Raw genomic sequence first — 19,763 nt, forward strand, 5'->3', positions numbered from 1 at the left:
CCTGTTCGCGCAGGGGCCGGGCCGCGGCCTTCGCCGCAGCCCCACCTCACACGCTAAGATGCCCTCCCGGAATCGGAATAGCATCCGTTTTCCGGGAGATTACTCTCCGCGGGTTTTCTGGATGATCTCGTCGGCTACAGCCTTCGGGACCTCCGCGTAGCTGTTGAACGTCATGGAGTACACGGCACGACCCTGCGTCTTGGAACGGAGGTCGCCAATGTAACCGAACATGCCGGACAGCGGAACGTGTGCACGGATAACCTTCACACCTGCTGCGTCCTCCATGGACTGCATCTGGCCACGACGGGCGTTCAGGTCACCAATAACATCACCCATGTATTCCTCAGGTGTGCGGACCTCAACATCCATGAGCGGTTCGAGCAGAACAGGGTTCGCCTTGCGTGCAGCTTCCTTGAAAGCCATACGGCCGGCGATCTTGAACGCCATTTCCGAAGAGTCAACATCGTGGGACGCGCCGTCAATCAGCGTGGCCTTGATGCCGACAACCGGGTAGCCGGCCAGGACGCCGTCGTTCAATGCATCCTGGATACCAGCGTCAACGGACGGGATGTATTCGCGCGGAACGCGGCCACCGGTGACCTTGTTCTCGAACTCGTACAGCTCGCCGGAAGAGGTGTCCATCGGCTCGATCGCGATCTGGATCTTTGCGAACTGACCCGAACCACCGGTCTGCTTCTTGTGCGTGTAGTCGTGACGCTCTACAGCGCGCTTGATGGTTTCGCGGTAAGCAACCTGCGGCTTGCCAACGTTTGCCTCAACCTTGAATTCGCGGCGCATGCGGTCCACCAGGATGTCCAGGTGGAGCTCGCCCATGCCGGCGATGATGGTCTGGCCCGTGTCTTCGTTGAGGGAGACCTGGAAGGTCGGGTCCTCAGCGGAGAGCTTCTGGATAGCCGTGGAGAGCTTCTCCTGGTCACCCTTGGTGTTGGGCTCGATGGCAACCGAGATCACGGGCTCCGGGAAGCTCATGGACTCGAGGACGATCTGCTGGTTGGAGTCACACAGGGTATCGCCCGTGGTGGTGTCCTTCAGACCGATGGCTGCGTAGATGTGGCCGGCGGTAGCGCCCTCAACGGGCATTTCCTTGTTGGCGTGCATCTGGAACAGCTTGCCGATACGTTCCTTCTTGCCCTTGGTGGAGTTGACCACCTGGGCGCCGGCCTCAACGTGACCGGAGTACACGCGGATGAAGGTCAGCTGACCGAAGAACGGGTGCGCAGCAATCTTGAAGGCGAGGGCCGAGAACGGCTCGTCTGCAGACGGCTTGCGGGTGAGTTCCTTCTCTTCGTCGCGGGGATCGTGACCGATCATCGGCGGGACGTCGAGCGGGTTCGGCAGGAAGTCAACAACAGCGTCAAGCATCGGCTGTACGCCACGGTTCTTGAAGGCAGAGCCACAGAACACGGGGTAGAGCTCGGAGTTGATGGTCATCTTGCGGATGCCGGCCTTCAGTTCCTCAAGGGTGAGTTCTTCACCTTCGAGGTACTTCTCCATGAGCTCTTCGGAGGCTTCAGCCACAGTCTCTACGAGCTGTGCACGGTACTCTTCAGCCTTGGCCTGGAGGTCCGCCGGAATTGCCTGCACTTCGTAGGAAGCGCCCATGGTGACGTCACCCTTTGCGTCGCCAGGCCAAACCAGGGCACGCATTTCGAGGAGGTCAACCACGCCGATGAAGTCGTTCTCAGCGCCGATCGGCAGCTGCATGACCAGCGGCTTGGCACCAAGGCGGGAAATGATGGTGTCTACGGTGAAGTAGAAGTCCGCACCCAGCTTGTCCATCTTGTTGACGAAGCAGATACGCGGAACGTTGTACTTGTCAGCCTGGCGCCAAACAGTCTCGGACTGCGGCTCCACGCCTTCCTTGCCGTCGAACACTGCGACAGCACCGTCGAGGACGCGCAGGGAGCGCTCAACCTCAACCGTGAAGTCCACGTGGCCCGGGGTGTCGATGATGTTGATCTGGTTCTGGTTCCAGAAGCAAGTCACGGCGGCAGACGTGATGGTGATGCCGCGTTCCTTTTCCTGTTCCATCCAGTCGGTCGTCGAGGCGCCGTCGTGCGTCTCGCCGATCTTGTGGTTCACACCCGTGTAGAACAGGATGCGCTCGGTAGTGGTGGTCTTGCCGGCATCGATGTGGGCCATGATGCCGATATTGCGGACCTTGTTAAGGTCGGTAAGCACGTCCTGTGCCACGGGGTCTCCCTTTCGGATGGACTACACGTTCGCCGCCGGCTCGGTTGAGCCGACGGCGCCCGGGAGGATTTACCAGCGGTAGTGTGCGAAGGCCTTGTTGGACTCGGCCATCTTGTGGGTGTCTTCGCGACGCTTGACAGCGGCACCGAGACCGTTCGAGGCATCCAGGATTTCGTTCTGGAGACGCTCGGTCATGGTCTTCTCGCGGCGGGCCTTGGAGTAGCCCACGAGCCAACGCAGGGCGAGGGCGGTGGAGCGACCCGGCTTGACCTCAACCGGAACCTGGTAGGTGGCGCCACCAACACGGCGTGAACGCACCTCGAGGGAAGGCTTGACGTTGTCCATGGCCTTCTTGAGGGCAGCAACGGGGTCGCCGCCGGACTTGGCACGTGCACCTTCGAGGGCACCGTAAACGATGCGCTCTGCGGTGGACTTCTTGCCGTCAACCAGAACCTTGTTGATCAGCTGAGTGACCAACGGGGAGCCGTAAACGGGATCGGAAACTAGCGGCCGCTTCGGGGCCGGACCCTTGCGAGGCATATTACTTCTTCTCCATCTTTGCGCCGTAACGGCTGCGGGCCTGCTTGCGGTTCTTGACACCCTGGGTGTCGAGTGCGCCGCGGACGATCTTGTAGCGGACACCCGGAAGGTCCTTCACACGACCACCACGGACGAGCACGATGGAGTGCTCCTGGAGGTTGTGGCCAACGCCGGGGATGTAAGCGGTAACTTCAACGCCACCGTTGAGGCGCACACGTGCCACCTTACGAAGAGCCGAGTTCGGCTTCTTGGGGGTGGTGGTGTAAACGCGGGTGCAAACACCGCGGCGCATCGGGCTGCCCTTCAGCGCGGGAGCCTTGGTCTTGGAGACCTTCGGCGTGCGGCCCTTGCGGACCAGCTGGTTAATCGTAGGCACTTTCGTGTTCTCCGTTGTTTGATCTCTGCCCCCACACACAGGCGCCAGCCAGTGTAAACGTGGGAACTTTGGCGTTGCTCATGCGGCCGGCCGAAACATCCGGTAGGCGTGCAAAAGTGCGGCATTCGTTGCGCATGTTGCCCGCAACCCGGAAACAGGCTCCACCCAGCACCATGAGAACAAAACCAAAATGATGCTGCGGCGGCCTTCATCCACTGCCACACAGAACAATTACCAAAATTCTAGCACGGCTTGATCTGAGGCCTTAATCGGGTGTATGGCGTTCCGTTAACGGGACGGGCCCCGCACTCTTGAGTGCGGGGCCCGTCCTTCAGCCATTAACTACTGCTGGTTTCAGCGGAAGTCGTTGCCGAGATCGTAGTCATCCAGCGGGATGGCGTGGAACTCGGGAGCGCCGTCGCCGCCCAGGGCGTCATAGGAGAAATCGGTGAAAGCGCTGGGGCCCGTGAACAGGCTTGCCTTTGCTTCCTCGGTCGGCTCAACCGTGACCTCCGTGTAACGGGGCAGGCCCGTACCGGCCGGGATGAGCTTACCGATGATGACGTTCTCCTTGAGGCCGAGCAGAGGATCGCTCTTGCCTTCCATGGCCGCCTGCGTCAGGACGCGGGTGGTCTCCTGGAAGGAAGCGGCCGACAGCCAGGACTCGGTTGCCAGGGACGCCTTGGTGATACCCATGAGTTCCGGACGACCCGAAGCCGGGGACTTGCCCTCGGACACGACGCGGCGGTTCTCGTCTTCGAAGCGGGAGCGCTCTGCCAGCTCACCAGGGAGCAGGTCGGAGTCGCCGGATTCGATGACGGTCACGCGGCGCAGCATCTGGCGGACGATAACCTCGACGTGCTTGTCGTGGATACCAATACCCTGGCTGCGGTAAACGCCCTGGACCTCGTCCACAAGGAACTTCTGTGCGGCACGGGGACCCATGATGCGCAGAACCTGCTTCGGGTCCACCGGACCGTTGATCAGCTTCTGGCCGACGCTGACGTGCTCGCCATCCTCGATGAGGAGACGGGAACGGCGCAGCACCGGGTAGGCAATCTCTTCGGAACCATCGTCCGGAGTGATCACCAGGCGCATCTGGCGCTCGGACTCTTCGATGGTGATGCGGCCGGCTGCTTCAGCAATCGGTGCAACACCCTTCGGAGTACGGGCTTCGAAGAGCTCCTGGATACGGGGCAGACCCTGGGTGATGTCGTCGCCACCACCAGCAGAAACGGCACCACCGGTGTGGAACGTACGCATGGTCAGCTGGGTACCGGGTTCACCGATGGACTGTGCGGCGATGATGCCCACGGCCTCTCCGATGTCCACGGTCTTGCCCGTTGCCAGCGAACGGCCGTAGCAGAGTGCACAGGTGCCGACCTTGGACTCACAGGTGAGTACGGAACGGACCTTGACTTCAGTGATACCTGCAGCCAGCAGCTGGTCGATAACGACGTCGCCGCAGTCGGTTCCACCGGCAGCCAGGACGTTGCCCTGGGCATCGACGACGTCGACAGCCAGCGTACGTGCGTAAGCGCTGTTCTCGACGTTCTCGTCCAGGACGAGCTCACCGTTGGAATCCGGAACGGCGATCGGCGTGAGCAGACCACGTTCGGTACCGCAGTCCTCTTCGCGGACGATGACGTCCTGCGAAACGTCCACCAGACGACGGGTCAGGTAACCCGAGTTGGCGGTACGGAGAGCGGTATCGGCCAGACCCTTACGGGCACCGTGCGTGGCGATGAAGTATTCCAACACGGACAGGCCCTCGCGGTAGGAGGACTTGATCGGGCGAGGGATGATCTCACCCTTCGGGTTGGCCACAAGACCACGGATACCCGCGATCTGGCGAACCTGCATCCAGTTACCACGTGCACCGGAGGACACCATGCGATTGATGGTGTTCATCGGGGACAGGCTGTCACGCATCGCCTGGGCGATCTCGTTGGTGGCCTTGTTCCAGATCTCGATCAGTTCCTGGCGACGCTCGTCGTCGTCGATCAGGCCCTTGTCGTACTGGCCCTGGATCTTGGCGGCCATGTTCTCGTAACCAGCCAGGATGGCGGGCTTGGACGTAGGCACCTCGATGTCGGAGATAGCCACGGTGACGCCCGAGCGGGTTGCCCAGTAGAAACCGGCATCCTTCAGGTTGTCCAGCGTTGCGGCCGTGACAACCTTCGGGTAGCGCTCGGCGAGGTCGTTGACGATCCGGGACAGTTCGCCCTTGTCCGCAACAGCCTCAACCCACGGGTAATCCTCGGGCAGCGTCTGGTTGAAGATGACCTGGCCCAGGGAGGTCTGCACGAGAGCAGGCTGACCCGGCTCCCAACCTTCCGGAGCTTCCCAACCGGCGTAAGGCACGAAGTTCTCCAGACGGATCTTGACCTGGGAGTTCAGGTGCAGATCGCGGGCGTCGTACGCCATGATGGCTTCCGAAACCGAGGAGAAGATGCGGCCTTCGCCGGCAGAGCCGACGCGCTTGGTGGTCAGGTGGTACAGGCCGATGATCATATCCTGCGAAGGCAGGGTAACCGGGCGGCCATCGGACGGCTTCAGGATGTTGTTCGAGGACAGCATCAGGATGCGGGCTTCGGCCTGGGCTTCCGGGCTCAGCGGCAGGTGGACTGCCATCTGGTCGCCGTCGAAGTCAGCGTTGAAGGCGCCACAAACCAGCGGGTGAAGCTGGATTGCCTTGCCTTCCACAAGCTGCGGTTCGAAGGCCTGGATGCCGAGGCGGTGAAGGGTAGGTGCACGGTTGAGCAGCACCGGGTGTTCGGTGATGATCTCTTCCAGCACGTCCCAAACCTGCGGACGGTAACGCTCGACCATGCGCTTTGCCGACTTGATGTTCTGCGCGTGGTTGAGGTCAACCAGGCGCTTCATCACGAACGGCTTGAAGAGCTCCAGCGCCATCTGCTTGGGCAGACCACACTGGTGCAGCTTCAGCTGCGGGCCAACGACGATGACCGAACGGCCGGAGTAGTCAACACGCTTGCCGAGGAGGTTCTGGCGGAAACGACCCTGCTTGCCCTTGAGCATGTCGCTCAGGGACTTCAGCGGACGGTTGCCCGGACCCGTAACTGGGCGGCCACGACGACCGTTGTCGAAGAGGCTGTCAACAGCTTCCTGAAGCATGCGCTTCTCGTTGTTGACGATGATCTCCGGAGCACCAAGGTCAAGCAGTCGCTTGAGTCGGTTGTTGCGGTTGATCACGCGGCGGTAGAGGTCGTTGAGGTCCGAGGTCGCGAAGCGGCCACCGTCCAACTGGACCATCGGGCGCAGTTCCGGCGGGATCACCGGGACGGCGTCCAGAACCATGCCGAGCGGGCTGTTGTTGGTGGTCAGGAATGCGTTGACAACCTTCAGGCGCTTCAGGGCACGCGTCTTGCGCTGGCCCTTGCCGTTCTGGATGGTGTCGCGCAGCGACTCGGCTTCAGCCTGCATGTCGAAGGTCTCAAGACGCTTCTTGATCGCTTCGGCACCCATGGAGCCTTCGAAGTACATGCCGTAGCGGTCACGCAGTTCGCGGTACAGGCCCTCGTCGCCCTCAAGGTCAGCGACCTTGAGGTTCTTGAAGCGGTCCCAGACCTGCTCAAGGCGCTCGATATCGGCGTCGGCACGCTTGCGGACGTTCGCCATCTGGCGGTCTGCGGAGTCGCGGGCCTTCTTCTTGTCGGCAGCCTTGGCGCCTTCACCTTCAAGACGGGCAAGCTCGTCTTCAAGGTCGCGGGCGATCGTGGCGATGTCGCTGTCGCGGTTGTCCACCAGCTGCTTCTTCTCGAGGTCGTGCTCGACCTGGAGGTTCGGCAGTTCAGCGTGGCGGTTTTCCGTGTCAACGCTGGTGATCATGTAGGCAGCGAAGTAAATGACCTTCTCAAGGTCCTTCGGAGCCAGGTCCAAGAGGTAGCCCAAGCGCGAGGGAACGCCCTTGAAGTACCAGATGTGGGTTACGGGCGCAGCCAGTTCGATGTGGCCCATGCGCTCACGGCGCACCTTGGCGCGGGTGACTTCAACGCCACAACGCTCACAGATGATGCCCTTGAAGCGGACGCGCTTGTACTTGCCGCAGTAGCATTCCCAGTCGCGGGAAGGACCGAAGATCTTCTCGCAGAAAAGACCGTCCTTCTCAGGCTTGAGCGTGCGGTAGTTGATGGTTTCCGGCTTCTTGACCTCACCGTAAGACCAGCCACGGATGTCTTCCGCGGTGGCGAGGCCGATCTGCATGAGGCCGAAGGAGGATTCGCTGGACATATGGTCCCTGTTCTCTCTTGTTCTCTAAATTCTGAAGTCTTGGTTACGGGAAGAGGGAGCTGTTCCGGTGGACAGTGACGTACTGCTGCCCACCGGAACGGCTACTAGACCTCTTCTACGGAACTGGGCTCTGCACGAGACAGATCGATGCCCAGTTCTTCCGCAGCCGTGAAGACTGCGTCATCAGAGTCACGCATTTCGATCGTGGTTCCATCGGTGGAAAGAACTTCCACGTTCAGGCACAACGACTGCATTTCCTTGATCAAGACCTTGAAGGACTCGGGAACGCCAGGCTCAGGGATGTTCTCGCCCTTGACGATGGCTTCGTAGACCTTCACACGACCATGGATGTCATCGGACTTGATCGTGAGGAGTTCCTGAAGCGTGTAGGCAGCGCCGTAAGCTTCGAGCGCCCACACTTCCATTTCACCGAAGCGCTGGCCACCGAACTGTGCCTTACCACCCAGCGGCTGCTGCGTGATCATGGAGTACGGGCCGGTGGAACGCGCGTGGATCTTGTCGTCCACCAGGTGGTGGAGCTTCAGGATGTACATGTAACCGACGGAGATCGGGTCCGGGAACGGCTCGCCGGAGCGGCCGTCGAACAGACGGGTCTTGCCGGAGGAATCGATCAGGCGGTCGCCGTCGCGGGTCACGTTGGTGGAGTCAAGCAGGCCCGTGATTTCTTCTTCACGAGCGCCATCGAACACCGGGGTGGCAACGGTGGTCTGGCCGGTTTCACGGGGCAGGTTGGGCAGGTTCTTGACCCACTCCGGCTCGCCTTCGATCTTCCAACCGGTCTTGGCAACCCAACCAAGGTGGGTTTCCAGGACCTGGCCAACGTTCATACGACCCGGAACACCAAGCGGGTTCAGGACGATGTCCACCGGGGTACCGTCTGCAAGGAAGGGCATGTCCTCGATCGGAAGGATCTTGGAGATAACACCCTTGTTGCCGTGACGGCCGGCGAGCTTGTCGCCGTCGGTGATCTTGCGCTTGGCTGCAACGTAGACGCGGACCAGCTGGTTCACGCCCGGGGGCAGTTCGTCGTCGTTGTCGCGGTCGAAGACGCGGACGCCGATGACCGTACCGGACTCGCCGTGGGGAACCTTCAGGGAGGTGTCGCGGACTTCGCGGGACTTCTCACCGAAGATAGCGCGGAGAAGGCGCTCTTCCGGAGTCAGTTCGGTTTCACCCTTGGGTGTGACCTTTCCAACCAGGATGTCTCCGGCTTCAACCTCGGCACCAATGTGGATGATGCCGCGCTCGTCCAGGCCTGCAAGGACTTCCTCGGACACGTTGGGGATGTCACGGGTGATTTCCTCGGCACCAAGCTTGGTGTCGCGGGCATCGATCTCGTGCTCCTCGATGTGGATGGAGGAAAGAACGTCCTCAGCAACAATGCGCTGGGACAGGATAATGGCGTCCTCGAAGTTGTGGCCTTCCCATGACATGAATGCCACGAGCAGGTTCTTACCGAGGGCGAGTTCACCCTGGTCCGTTGCAGGACCGTCGGCGATGATGCCGCCGACTTCCAGGCGCTGCCCTTCGTTGACCAGGACACGGTGGTTGTAGCAGTTGCCCTGGTTGGAACGGGCGAACTTGTTGATGCGGTAGTTGGTCTCCGTGCCGTCGTCGTTGATCATGACAACGAGCTCAGCGGAAACCTCGGTGACCACACCGGCCTTCTTCGCGATGACAACGTCACCGGCGTCGACTGCTGCTGCGCGCTCCATGCCGGTACCCACGAAAGGAGCCTCGGAACGGACCAGCGGCACAGCCTGGCGCTGCATGTTGGCACCCATGAGTGCACGGTTGGCATCGTCATGCTCGAGGAACGGGATCAGGGCGGTTGCCACGGACACCATCTGGCGCGGGGAAACGTCCATGAACTGAACTTCGGCAGCGGGAACCAGAACCGGCTCGCCTCCACCACCACGGGCACGTACAAGGACGGTCTCTTCCGAGAACTTCTTGTCAGCGTCCAGCGGAGCGTTGGCCTGTGCGATCAGGACTTCAGCTTCGTCGTCGGCAGTGAGGTACTGGACCTCGTCCGAAACAACGCCCTCGGACACGAGGCGGTAAGGCGTCTCGATGAAGCCGAACGGGTTGATGCGGCCGTAGGAAGCCAGCGAACCGATCAGACCAATGTTCGGGCCTTCAGGGGTTTCGATGGGGCACATACGTCCGTAGTGGGACGGGTGAACGTCTCGAACTTCCATGCCTGCGCGGTCACGGGAAAGACCACCCGGGCCAAGGGCCGACAGGCGGCGCTTGTGGGTCAGACCCGAAAGCGGGTTGTTCTGGTCCATGAACTGCGACAGCTGGGAGGTTCCGAAGAACTCCTTGATGGCAGCGACAACCGGGCGGATGTTGATCAGCGTCTGCGGCGTGATGGCCTCGACGTCCTGCGTGGTCATGCGTTCGCGAACAACACGCTCCATGCGGGAAAGGCCAGTGCGGACCTGGTTTTCGATCAGTTCGCCAACGGCGCGGATGCGACGGTTGCCGAAGTGGTCGATGTCATCGATCTCGACGCGGAGCTCGTGGTCTTCGCCATCACGCTTGCCCATGAGGGTCTTCTCGCCGGCGTGCAGCGCGACGAGGAACTTGATCATGGCGACGATGTCTTCGACGTGCAGGACCGAAGCTTCCTTGTCACCAAGGGAGCGGTCGATGCCGAGCTTGCGGTTGATCTTGTAACGGCCAACCTTGGCGAGGTCATAACGCTTGGCGTTGAAGTACAGGTTGTCCAGCAGGGACTGGGCAGCCTCGACGGTGGGCGGCTCGCCCGGACGCAGCTTGCGGTAGATGTCCAGAAGTGCGTCTTCGCGGGTTTCGGTGGCGTCCTTCTCCAGCGTTGCACGCATGGAGTCGTACTGGCCGAACTCTTCCAGGATCTGGCCTTCGGTCCAACCGAGGGCCTTCAGCAGAACGGTGACCGACTGCTTGCGCTTGCGGTCGAGGCGAACGCCGACCTGATCGCGCTTGTCGATTTCGAGTTCGAACCATGCACCGCGGGACGGGATAATCTTCGCAGTGAAAATGTCCTTGTCACTGGTCTTGTCCGCGGTGCGCTCGAAGTAGGCGCCCGGCGAACGGACCAGCTGGGAGACAACGACACGCTCGGTGCCGTTGACGACGAACGTTCCCTTTTCAGTCATGAGGGGGAAGTCGCCCATGAACACGGTCTGCTGCTTGATTTCGCCCGTGTTGTTGTTCATGAACTCGGCCTTGACATACAGCGGTGCCGAGTAAGTGGCGTCACGGTCTTTGCATTCGGCCATGGTGTACTTCGGATCAGCGAACTCCGGCTCGGAGAAGCTCAGGGACATAGTGCCCTGGAAGTCCTCGATGGGGGAGATCTCTTCGAAGATGTCGGCAAGTCCGGAGGTGGTGGCGACGCTGAGGTCGCCCTCCTCGACAGCCTTCGCTACCCGCGCCTGCCAGCGTTCGTTTCCGACGAGCCAGTCAAAGCTGTCCGTCTGCAGGGCGAGAAGATTCGGAACATCAAGGGGTTCGTGAATCTTTGCGAATGAGAGGCGGCGAGTGGCACCATCGGTGCTTGCCGTGTTAGCGGTTTCGTTATTAGAGGTGCTCGAGGCGACCAAGAGGGATCCTTCCACAGACCTTCAGGCGTTTTCAGATCTCCCCCGTTTGCATGATGCGGAGTGCTCCGCAGCATACTTATTCCGGTTCCGCTATATGACCCGGACCCAGTCCGAACATGCAGTGCACGTTGTGAACGGCACGTCAATGTTGCAGCTGAGAGGTAAAGCCCACCGCTATATGAAGGCTGAAGGTTAACAGGGAAGACGCAAATATCTACGATACGGCAAAGTAGCCTTCCTGTCTACCCCAGATTGTCCGCGAATGCAAGCACTGTTGCTACAGGCACCTATACAGGGTCCACGGACTCTGACCGGGGCATCTGCCGGACAGAGGCGTCAAACCAGTCGTGAAATCTCGTGACGTGGAATCCAGCGATGGGTAGGAACGTTGAAAAGGATAGGCTGGCGCACACCGCGCGATAGCCTTGGCTACACCACCACGGATCGGAAGAGAGACCATGAACAACTCCGCTGACGACAATGACGTTGTCATCCTTGCCGCTTCCCGTACCCCACAGGGTCGGCTGAATGGGCAGCTTGCCGGATTCACCGCCGTCGACCTTGGCGCCCACGCCATCAGCGCCGCACTGGCGGCCAGCGGCGTAAAAGCCGAACAAGTGGACGCTGTCATCATGGGACAGGTGCTGCAAGCGGGCGCTGGCCAGAATCCTGCACGGCAGAGCGCCATCGCGGCAGGTGTTGGCTGGAACATCCCTGCCGTCACCATCAACAAGGTTTGCCTCTCCGGCCTCACGGCTGTCATAGATGCCGCCCGGATGATCCGCAGCGGGGACGCCACCGTGGTTGTGGCCGGGGGCCAGGAATCCATGACCCGCGCGCCGCACTTGCTCCCCGGCTCCCGGCAGGGTTGGACCTACGGCGCAATCCAGGCATTGGACGTTGCCGCACATGACGGACTCACGGATGCGTTCGATGGCCAATCAATGGGCCTGTCTACAGAGACCAAGAATGTGACACTTGGCATTGACCGCCGGGCGCAGGACGAAGTTGCTGCTGCTTCCCACCAACGCGCGGCTGCCGCGATCGCTGCCGGAATTTTCGACGCCGAAATCGCTCCCGTGAGCGTGAAGCAGCGTAAGGGCGATCCAGTAACCCTCACCTCGGACGAGGGCGTTCGTCCGAACACCACGCTGGAAACCCTTGCCCCTTTGAAGGCCGCCTTCGCTACGGACGGCACCATTACCGCCGGCAACTCCTCTCCCCTGTCCGACGGCGCCTCCGCACTCGTGCTGACAAGTCGCCGCTTTGCCAAGGACAACGGGCTGGAATACCTTGCGGTCGTGGGCAAGCCCGGCCAAGTGGCCGGTCCGGACAACTCGCTGCACTCCCAGCCGTCCAACGCCATTTCGCAAGCTTTGAAGCGGGCTGGATGGACTGCCGAGGACCTGGACTTCATTGAGATCAACGAGGCCTTTGGCTCTGTGGCCGTCCAATCATTGAAGGACTTGAGCTACCCGCTGGAGAAGTGCAACATCCACGGCGGCGCAATCGCCCTCGGCCACCCGATCGGTGCTTCCGGCGCCCGGCTTGCCCTGCACGCTGCCCACGAACTCAAGCGCAGGGGAACCGGCAAGGCTGCAGTCTCCCTCTGTGGCGGCGGTGGCCAGGGTGAAGCCCTCCTGCTGTACCGCGACTGATGCTGTACCGCGACTGATGGCATCCGGTGTGGAACCACAAATGAACGGGGCCGAACGGTTCTTGTCCGACGCCGCCGCGCGCGGACTGGACGTTGACGTCGTCGAGCGTCCCGCTGCCAGGAGCCTCGAGGAGGCCGCAGGCATCCTCGGGATCAGTCCCGGGGACATCGTGAAGTCCCTCGTGGTCAAGCACCGCGATGGTAGCTTCCTCTTCGCGCTGATCCCCGGCGACCGGCAGATCTCCTGGCCCAAGCTGCGGGCGTTGGTGGGCGTCAACAAGCTCTCGCTGCCGCACGCCGATGTTGCCCTGGCCGCAACCGGCTATGAACGCGGGACCATCACTCCTTTGGGAAGCACGACCCCTTGGCCGGTGTATGCGGATGCCACCATCACCGGACGCCGCATCTCCATGGGTGCCGGCGCGCATGGCAGGAGTGCATTCGTGGACGCCGACGCCCTGACCTCCGCACTGAATGCCACCGTCGCGGACATCAGCGAACCCGCCTAAACCAACGCGGGGTCACTTACGGCCCGTAATTCCCCCTGGGATGGGCCGTAAGTGACTGTGAGGATTGGGGTGGCTGGTCTGGGACTGGCTGGCAGAGTGGTAGTAGTCGTTCTGCCTCGCGGGTGTGACTCTGTAAGTGACTGGCCCTGTAGAGGGTGCCTTTGAGTGGGATCTGTCCGTCCGCGGGGTGGAGCGGCCGGTACCGCCCGGCCCACCTCGGTAACTTGATCAGAAGGTTGTCCGCCCTCAGGCGTGACTCGTCACAGTGTTGTTCCGAAGTGACCTCTACCCGGGACCGGTACCGGCCGTTTTACGGCCCTGACCACATCCGCGAATAGAGGAAGACGCCAGAACCGCCATGACTATCGTCGCGCATTCCCGTCCTTTTGTCGTCGGCGTCGACACGCACGCCAAAAACCATGTCTACGCCATCATCACCGCAGGCACCGGTGAATTGATTGCCACCCGGGCCTTCCCGACCACCGGGGCAGGCATCAACCGTGCCATCGCCTGGGTCGCGCGCCACACCGGCGCTGACCTGGCTGCCTTATGGGTCGTTGAAGGAGCCGCGTCCTACGGCGCCCTGTTGGCCGGCGCGGTCGGCGCCGCCGGCTACGAGGTCGCCGAAGCCGCGCGCATGGATGCACGTCAGGGAACCGGTAAATCCGATCCGCTCGACGCGCACCGGATCGCCGCAGCCGTTCTGCCCTTGGATGAGCAGCAGCTGCGCCAGCCACGGCTGAACGAAGGGGTCCGCGCCGCCTTGCGGGTCCTGGTCTGCGCACGGGAAGCCATGACCACCGACCGTACCCGGGCGGTCAACGCCTTGACCGCCCTCCTGCGCGTAAACGACCTCGGCCTGGATGCCCGCAAACCCCTGACCGGAGCACAGATCGCCGAGGCGTCCCGGTGGCGTTCCCGGGAGGAACCACTGGCACTGACCGTCGCCCGGTCCGAAGGGGTCCGGCTAGCCAAACGCATCAGCGAGCTCGACGCGGACATCAAAACCAACAACCGCCAAATCACAGAACTGGTCCAAATAAGCGAAGCCGCCCCGCTCCTGCAGGAACCAGGCTTCGGTCCCGTCACTGCCGCCATCTGCCTTACCGCCTGGTCCCACCACGGACGGATCCGCTCAGAAGCAGCCTTCGCGTCCCTAGCCGGGGTCAACCCGATTCCGGCGTCCTCCGGCAACACCGTCCGGCACAGACTCAACCGCGGCGGCGACAGAACCCTGAACAAAGCCCTGCACATGGTCGCCCTGAGCAGAATGACCTTCGACCCGGCCACCATCGGATACGTCCACAAACGACAAGCCGAAGGACGAACCAAAAAGGAGATCCGCCGGTGCGTGAAACGCTATCTCGCCCGACGGACCTACCGAACCCTTAACGCCACAAACACGGACCCACGCCACCCTTGACAACCATAGAAGGATCCCCGCATTGCTTGTTAAAGCAGGAAGCCCCGCCCGGTGAACCGGACGGGGCTTCCAAAGCAAGACGAGTTACTTGAGGGTAACCGTTGCGCCAGCTTCTTCGAGCTGAGCCTTTGCCTTCTCTGCGGCTTCCTTGTTGGCGCCTTCGAGAACAGCCTTCGGTGCGCTGTCAACCAGGTCCTTGGCTTCCTTGAGGCCGAGGGAGGTGATGGCGCGAACTTCCTTGATCACTGCGATCTTCTTGTCGCCAGCAGATTCGAGGATGACGTCGAAGTCGGTCTTCTCTTCAGCAGCTTCAGCGGCACCGCCGGCAGCGGGGCCAGCAACTGCAACAGCAGCAGCCGTAACTTCGAAGGTCTCTTCGAAGAGCTTGACGAACTCGGAGAGCTCGATGATGGTCAGTTCCTTGAAAGCTTCAATGAGCTCTTCGTTGCTGAGCTTCGCCATGGTGGCGTCCTTCCATTAGTCGGTGCAGATCCGGACAATGCCGCTCCCTGCACCAGAGTTTGATTGGGGGGAGAACTTAGTTCTCTTCGGTTGCAGCTTCAGCGGCTTCGGCCGGAGCCGCAACCTCTTCAGCAGCAGCCTCGGCGGCCGGAGCTTCTTCAGCGGCCGGTGCAGGTGCGCCGCCCTCTTCTTCAAGCTTGAGGCGCAGGGCATCGATGATGCGTGCGGCAGCGGATGCGGGGGCCTTGAGGACACCAGCAACACGTGCAAGCTGCAGCTCGCGGGACTCCAGGGCTGCCAGTGCGGCAACACCTGCTGCGTCCAATGCCTTGCCTTCGAAGTAACCAGTCTTGATAACCAGCTGCTTGTTGGTCTTGGCAAAGTCCGTCAGGCTCTTGGCAGCAGCAACAGCGTCGCCCTTGATGAAGGCGATTGCAGTGGGGCCGGCAAGCTGATCGCCGAACGCGTCGACACCAGCTTCCTTGGCTGCAATGGCGCTCAGGGTGTTCTTGACGACCGAGAACTTGGTGTCCTGGCCGAGCGCAACACGCAGTTCCTTGAGCTGTGCAACAGTGAGCCCGCGGTATTCGGTCAGGACAGCCGCGTTCGATTCCTTGAAATCGTTGGTGATCTCTGCAACAGCGGAGACCTTGCTAGGCGTTGTCATAACCCTCCTTCCGGGGAATAAAGCCGGTCTTCCGGGTCCCCGCTCACGAGAGCTAAAACTAAAAACGCCCCGCGCAGATGCACGGGGCTTGGCTCAACGCAGTTTGCACTGCGGAGACTTGCTTCGTTCACCTGCGTTGGCCGCCCTATGTTCAGGGTCCTTCGTCTAGGAATGCACTTTGTTCTCAGGGGCGTCGCTGCAGAATTGAGCTGCGCTCGAAAGAGTGGATTCCCATCAACCGACGGTCTTTGGTACTTCAAGGTTACGGGAGAGGGATCAGCAAACCAAATCGGCTAGGCCTGCCGGGTGCGCGCTACTCCGACGAGGTGACTTTCGGTCCCCGATCCGGAAGCTCCTTTTGCCAGAGCCCGGTGACTCCCGCCGTCGTAAATCCCAATTGCTTGTTCACGGTCAGGAGGTATCGGTTTTCCGGTGCGTTCCAGGTGTAAATGACCCGGGCATCGGGAAATTGCTCGCTGAGCCTTTCCATGTTGGCAACCTTGATCAGCAGGCCCAACTTGTTGCCGCGGTGTTCCTGCAGGACCAAAGTATCGTCCTGGAAAACGACGTCCTGGCGATGCGCGAGGACGCTGATGGTGGTGAGGCCTGCCAGCCGCCCGCTCTCAATATGCTCGACGGCGGTAACCACCGTGCGCCGGCCCTGCGCCAATGCGGCGTCTTCGGTTTCGCGCAAAACGGCGGCGTCGAAGACCATCCCGGTAACCTCGACAGCCGAGTCTTCTTCCTCGCCGTCCTCACCGTGGACAACCTCACCCGCAGCGTTTTCCAGCTCCGCCACGGCCTCCAACCAAGCCTCAGGGCACCGATCAGTCCAGTGGTGCAGCCTGTAGCGGCCAGCGTTCGCATCCTCGGCTTCGGCTTGAAGATCCGCAACCAGCTTGGAATCCAGCGGCAACACGCAGGAACTGAATTGTTCGATGTGCTGAAGTGTGTACCCGGCCCGCTGGGCAAAGTCCACTTCCCTGCTGCTGACAGGAACGAAGCCTGGGCCGCTGCCGGGAATCAATTGGTCTTCAGGTATCTCTGTTAGCGAGGTTGCCGGGTGGTTCGTGTCCACCAAAACCATGGTGCGGCCCTCGGACCGTGCCAACTGCTCAGCGGCCTCCAGAAGCTGGCGTCCGACGCCCTGGCTCTGATACTCCGGGAGAATATCCAGGGTGAACTCCGCCAGGTCCATGTTGTCCGCGAGCGGCAGCGCAATGTCCACTGTTCCCACGATGACCCCGTCCACCTTGGCTACCAAAATGATCTGGCGCTCGTAGGGGTCGGAAAATTCAAGCAGCTTCTCCAAGGGCGTGTACGCGAGGTCGTCACTCCCCCAGGTCTGCATCCGGACCCGCCGGGCAACCTCCACGGCGTCCAGGAAATCCCCTGCTTTGGGGCTGTCCAGATTGTCCGGCACCCATAGCTGCTCGACTACAACGGTCTTCGCCTCGTCTACAGTCATCCCAGCCGTTTCTGCCATTCGCCTTCAAAACCGGAAGGCTTGAATCCAAGGGCGCTATTTATGGCCAGCATATGCCGGTTTTCATTGGCGTTCCATGTCATGACGCACGTGGCGTCCGGCCAAAGATCTTCTGCACTCCGAAGATTGGCGATTTTTACGAGCATGCCAAGGCCGTGTCCCCGGTGTCCGGGAGCCACCAGTGTGTCCTCCTGGTTGACGACCGCCGGCAACGCCTCACGGTGGGTCAGGACTGTGTAGGCCGCCAACTCCCCGCTCCCGTGGTGCTGGGCGGCAGCTACAACTGAGTTCACGCCGCTTGCCTGCCACGTGGATTCCTCACGCCGAACCCGCACGGCGTCCCACTCTTCGCCTTCCCACCCCAGACCGGCGATGGGCACCTCCGTGCTCATGAGGCTCTTCAGCGTGGCAAAGCGATCCACGAGTTCTTCAGGGCATTCGTCCGTCCAAGCGATGATGTCGTACTCCGTTGCCCGACGCATCGCCTCCACCTCAAGCGCGATCAGGTGGGCCTCATCAACCGGCAAGGTCAGTGTGCTACTGGTTTCCACCTGTTCCAGGGAATAGCCGTGGTGCAAGGCAAAGCGGGTCGATGCCGCGTCCAGGGGTACACCGCCTGTGCCGGACTTTGCCTCCAGCAGGGCTTCCCCGGCCAGCACGGGGGCGATCGGCTCTCCGCAGTATCCGTCAAGGGAAGTGCGGTTCCGCTCCACTGCCGCCTCTTCAAGGAACTTCAGGATCCTCGTCCCGATGCCTCGCCGCCGGAAAGCAGCGTCCACGACGACGTCCACACCCGCCGTCGTCGTGTTCTCGCTCAACGGGAGGGTCAGCGAACCGGAGCCCACCACGACGCCGTCCAGGCGGGCCAAGTAAACCTGCCGCTCTTCGTATTCGTTGCCCTGCCAGAACCTGAACGCCTCGGCAAGGGTGGCCGAATGGTTCAGATCCCCCCACAAAGCAAGCTCATGGGCGATGCGTAACGCATGGAAGGCTTTGAAGTCCGGTGAGGCTGTGGCCTCCGGCCCTTGCGGAACAGGCAATGGCTCTATGGGGAGCCCACCGCTGGCGGAAAAGTTCGACGACGACGCCACGCCCCACAGCCTACGGCCGCCGCAGGTGCCAAACAAGTCACGATGGGCCTACATGAGTGCACAAAAAGGGACCGCCCGGCAATGCCGGACGGTCCCTTTTAGAGTTCGTACTCGCGGAGCTTACGCCTCGGTGAGAACCTTGGTGACGTTCGGGTCAACGGTGATGCCCGGGCCGAACGTGGTGGCAACAGTAGCCTTCTGGATGTAGCGGCCCTTGGAAGCGGACGGCTTCAAGCGAAGCACCTCTTCCAGTGCAGCTGCGTAGTTCTCAGCCAGCTTCTGGGCGTCGAAGGACACCTTGCCGATGATGAAGTGCAGGTTCGAGTGCTTGTCGACGCGGAAGTCGATCTTGCCGCCCTTGATGTCGTTGACAGCCTTGGTGACATCCGGGGTAACCGTGCCGGTCTTCGGGTTCGGCATGAGGTTACGCGGGCCGAGGACCTTACCGAGGCGGCCAACCTTGCCCATGAGGTCAGGGGTTGCCACTGCGGCGTCGAAGTCGGTCCAGCCGGCTGCGATCTTTTCGATCAGGTCATCGGAACCAACGAAGTCGGCGCCGGCAGCAATTGCTGCTTCAGCCTTGTCGCCGGTTGCGAAAACGAGGACGCGGGCGGTCTTACCGGTGCCGTGCGGCAGGTTGACGGTGCCACGAACCATCTGGTCGGCCTTACGCGGGTCAACGCCCAGGCGGAAAGCGACCTCAACGGTTGCGTCGAACTTGGAAGGGTTGGTGTCCTTCGCGAGGGTGATTGCCTCGAACGGGGCGTAGACCTTGTCTGCCTCGATCTTGGCTACGGCTGCCTCATATGCTTTGCTGCGCTTTGCCATGCTGCTTATTTCTCCTTGTGCAGTTGTGGTCTGCGGACCGCGCTGGGCCCTGCCACAAGTCGTGGATCCGGCAAGGATCCTGCGACATTTCAATGTTTCAGATGCCGGTTGCCCGGCGGTGAAGGCTGTAAACAGCCTTCGACGGTTACTAGCCTTCTACCGTGATGCCCATGGAGCGGGCGGTGCCTGCGATGATCTTGGCAGCTGCCGCGATGTCGTTGGCGTTGAGGTCTTCCATCTTGGTGGAAGCAATCTCTTCGACCTGTGCCTGGGTCAGCTTGGCAACCTTGACGGTGTGCGGGGTAGCCGAACCCTTGGCAACGCCTGCAGCCTTCTTGATGAGCTCTGCAGCCGGCGGGGTCTTGGTGATGAAGGTGAAGGAACGGTCTTCGTAGACCGTGATTTCCACCGGGATAACGTTTCCGCGCTGGGATTCCGTTGCAGCGTTGTACGCCTTGCAGAATTCCATGATGTTGACACCGTGCTGGCCAAGCGCAGGACCGATCGGCGGAGCCGGGTTAGCGGCACCTGCCTGGATCTGCAGCTTGATGAGGCCGGTGACCTTCTTCTTGGGAGCCAATGTAGGGTCCTTCTCTCAATAGCTTCCTGGGACACAGGAGCGCGTCCCAGGTTTGTGGCCGCCAT

The 19,763-nt window shown here is 61.4% G+C and carries 14 protein-coding genes; 3 read left to right on the forward strand and 11 right to left on the reverse strand.

The window, feature by feature from the left end:
• Positions 1 to 99 precede the first annotated feature (99 nt).
• From fusA to rpoB, 5 genes are all read right to left on the reverse strand, one after another.
• On the reverse strand, positions 100 to 2,214 hold the full coding sequence (gene fusA / locus LDN90_RS18170) for an elongation factor G (RefSeq protein WP_216925084.1): 2,115 nt from the start codon (positions 2,212 to 2,214) through the stop codon (positions 100 to 102).
• A 69-nt stretch (positions 2,215 to 2,283) separates the two neighbouring features.
• Positions 2,284 to 2,754, reverse strand: a complete 471-nt coding sequence (gene rpsG, locus LDN90_RS18175; protein WP_003803829.1) for a 30S ribosomal protein S7 — start codon at positions 2,752 to 2,754, stop codon at positions 2,284 to 2,286.
• A gap of 1 nt (position 2,755) precedes the next feature.
• Positions 2,756 to 3,130 carry a 30S ribosomal protein S12 gene (rpsL, locus tag LDN90_RS18180; RefSeq protein WP_009358312.1) on the reverse strand — a complete coding sequence of 125 codons (375 nt, stop codon included), beginning with the start codon at positions 3,128 to 3,130 and terminating at the stop codon, positions 2,756 to 2,758.
• 354 nt (positions 3,131 to 3,484) lie between these two features.
• Complete coding sequence (locus LDN90_RS18185) at positions 3,485 to 7,384, reverse strand: DNA-directed RNA polymerase subunit beta' (protein WP_216925083.1); 3,900 nt, start codon at positions 7,382 to 7,384, stop codon at positions 3,485 to 3,487.
• A gap of 104 nt (positions 7,385 to 7,488) precedes the next feature.
• A complete protein-coding gene (gene rpoB / locus LDN90_RS18190; protein WP_216925082.1) occupies positions 7,489 to 10,995 on the reverse strand; it encodes a DNA-directed RNA polymerase subunit beta in 3,507 nt (1,168 codons plus the stop codon).
• Between the two features lie 458 nt (positions 10,996 to 11,453).
• On the opposite strand from rpoB, the gene LDN90_RS18195 reads away from it, so the two are divergent.
• The 3 genes from LDN90_RS18195 to LDN90_RS18205 all read left to right on the forward strand — a co-directional run bounded on the left by LDN90_RS18195 (position 11,454) and on the right by LDN90_RS18205 (position 14,584).
• The gene (locus LDN90_RS18195; protein ID WP_223946563.1) at positions 11,454 to 12,653 is read left to right on the forward strand and encodes an acetyl-CoA C-acetyltransferase; all 1,200 of its coding nucleotides are present in this window, start codon (positions 11,454 to 11,456) and stop codon (positions 12,651 to 12,653) included.
• 40 nt (positions 12,654 to 12,693) lie between these two features.
• Positions 12,694 to 13,161, forward strand: a complete 468-nt coding sequence (locus LDN90_RS18200; protein WP_223946564.1) for a YbaK/EbsC family protein — start codon at positions 12,694 to 12,696, stop codon at positions 13,159 to 13,161.
• A gap of 358 nt (positions 13,162 to 13,519) precedes the next feature.
• Positions 13,520 to 14,584: an IS110 family transposase gene (locus LDN90_RS18205; RefSeq protein WP_216927813.1), complete on the forward strand. Its 1,065-nt coding sequence runs from the start codon at positions 13,520 to 13,522 to the stop codon at positions 14,582 to 14,584.
• Between the two features lie 84 nt (positions 14,585 to 14,668).
• Here LDN90_RS18205 and rplL read toward each other — a convergent pair whose 3' ends face one another.
• The 6 genes from rplL to rplK form a co-directional block, all read right to left on the reverse strand.
• Positions 14,669 to 15,046: a 50S ribosomal protein L7/L12 gene (gene rplL / locus LDN90_RS18210; protein WP_144659408.1), complete on the reverse strand. Its 378-nt coding sequence runs from the start codon at positions 15,044 to 15,046 to the stop codon at positions 14,669 to 14,671.
• A gap of 76 nt (positions 15,047 to 15,122) precedes the next feature.
• A complete protein-coding gene (gene rplJ, locus LDN90_RS18215) occupies positions 15,123 to 15,713 on the reverse strand; it encodes a 50S ribosomal protein L10 (RefSeq protein ID WP_216925079.1) in 591 nt (196 codons plus the stop codon).
• Between the two features lie 313 nt (positions 15,714 to 16,026).
• A complete protein-coding gene (locus LDN90_RS18220; RefSeq protein ID WP_223946565.1) occupies positions 16,027 to 17,181 on the reverse strand; it encodes a GNAT family N-acetyltransferase in 1,155 nt (384 codons plus the stop codon).
• Positions 17,178 to 18,290 (reverse strand): GNAT family N-acetyltransferase, encoded by a 1,113-nt coding sequence (locus LDN90_RS18225; protein ID WP_223946566.1) that lies wholly within the window; start codon positions 18,288 to 18,290, stop codon positions 17,178 to 17,180. Before LDN90_RS18225 ends, LDN90_RS18220 begins: the two co-directional genes overlap by 4 nt.
• A gap of 120 nt (positions 18,291 to 18,410) precedes the next feature.
• Positions 18,411 to 19,118: a 50S ribosomal protein L1 gene (gene rplA / locus LDN90_RS18230; protein WP_216925076.1), complete on the reverse strand. Its 708-nt coding sequence runs from the start codon at positions 19,116 to 19,118 to the stop codon at positions 18,411 to 18,413.
• A 148-nt stretch (positions 19,119 to 19,266) separates the two neighbouring features.
• Entirely contained in the window at positions 19,267 to 19,698 is a 432-nt protein-coding gene (rplK, locus tag LDN90_RS18235; protein WP_166183617.1) for a 50S ribosomal protein L11, read from the reverse strand.
• Between the last annotated feature and the right edge of the window lie 65 nt (positions 19,699 to 19,763).

This window comes from Arthrobacter sp. NtRootA1 (assembly GCF_019976975.1).
In the GTDB taxonomy this organism is placed as follows: Bacteria; Actinomycetota; Actinomycetes; order Actinomycetales; family Micrococcaceae; genus Arthrobacter; species Arthrobacter aromaticivorans.

Excerpts from the sequence above, each read along its gene's own strand:
- rpsG (WP_003803829.1), bottom strand. The coding sequence starts at position 2,754 with ATGCCTCGCAAGGGTCCGGCCCCGAAGCGGCCGCTAGTTTCCGATCCC.
- LDN90_RS18185 (WP_216925083.1), bottom strand. The coding sequence starts at position 7,384 with ATGTCCAGCGAATCCTCCTTCGGCCTCATGCAGATCGGCCTCGCCACC.
- LDN90_RS18195 (WP_223946563.1), top strand. The coding sequence starts at position 11,454 with ATGAACAACTCCGCTGACGACAATGACGTTGTCATCCTTGCCGCTTCC.
- LDN90_RS18200 (WP_223946564.1), top strand. The coding sequence starts at position 12,694 with ATGAACGGGGCCGAACGGTTCTTGTCCGACGCCGCCGCGCGCGGACTG.
- LDN90_RS18205 (WP_216927813.1), top strand. The coding sequence starts at position 13,520 with ATGACTATCGTCGCGCATTCCCGTCCTTTTGTCGTCGGCGTCGACACG.
- rplL (WP_144659408.1), bottom strand. The coding sequence starts at position 15,046 with ATGGCGAAGCTCAGCAACGAAGAGCTCATTGAAGCTTTCAAGGAACTG.
- rplJ (WP_216925079.1), bottom strand. The coding sequence starts at position 15,713 with ATGACAACGCCTAGCAAGGTCTCCGCTGTTGCAGAGATCACCAACGAT.
- LDN90_RS18220 (WP_223946565.1), bottom strand. The coding sequence starts at position 17,181 with ATGACTGTAGACGAGGCGAAGACCGTTGTAGTCGAGCAGCTATGGGTG.
- rplA (WP_216925076.1), bottom strand. The coding sequence starts at position 19,118 with ATGGCAAAGCGCAGCAAAGCATATGAGGCAGCCGTAGCCAAGATCGAG.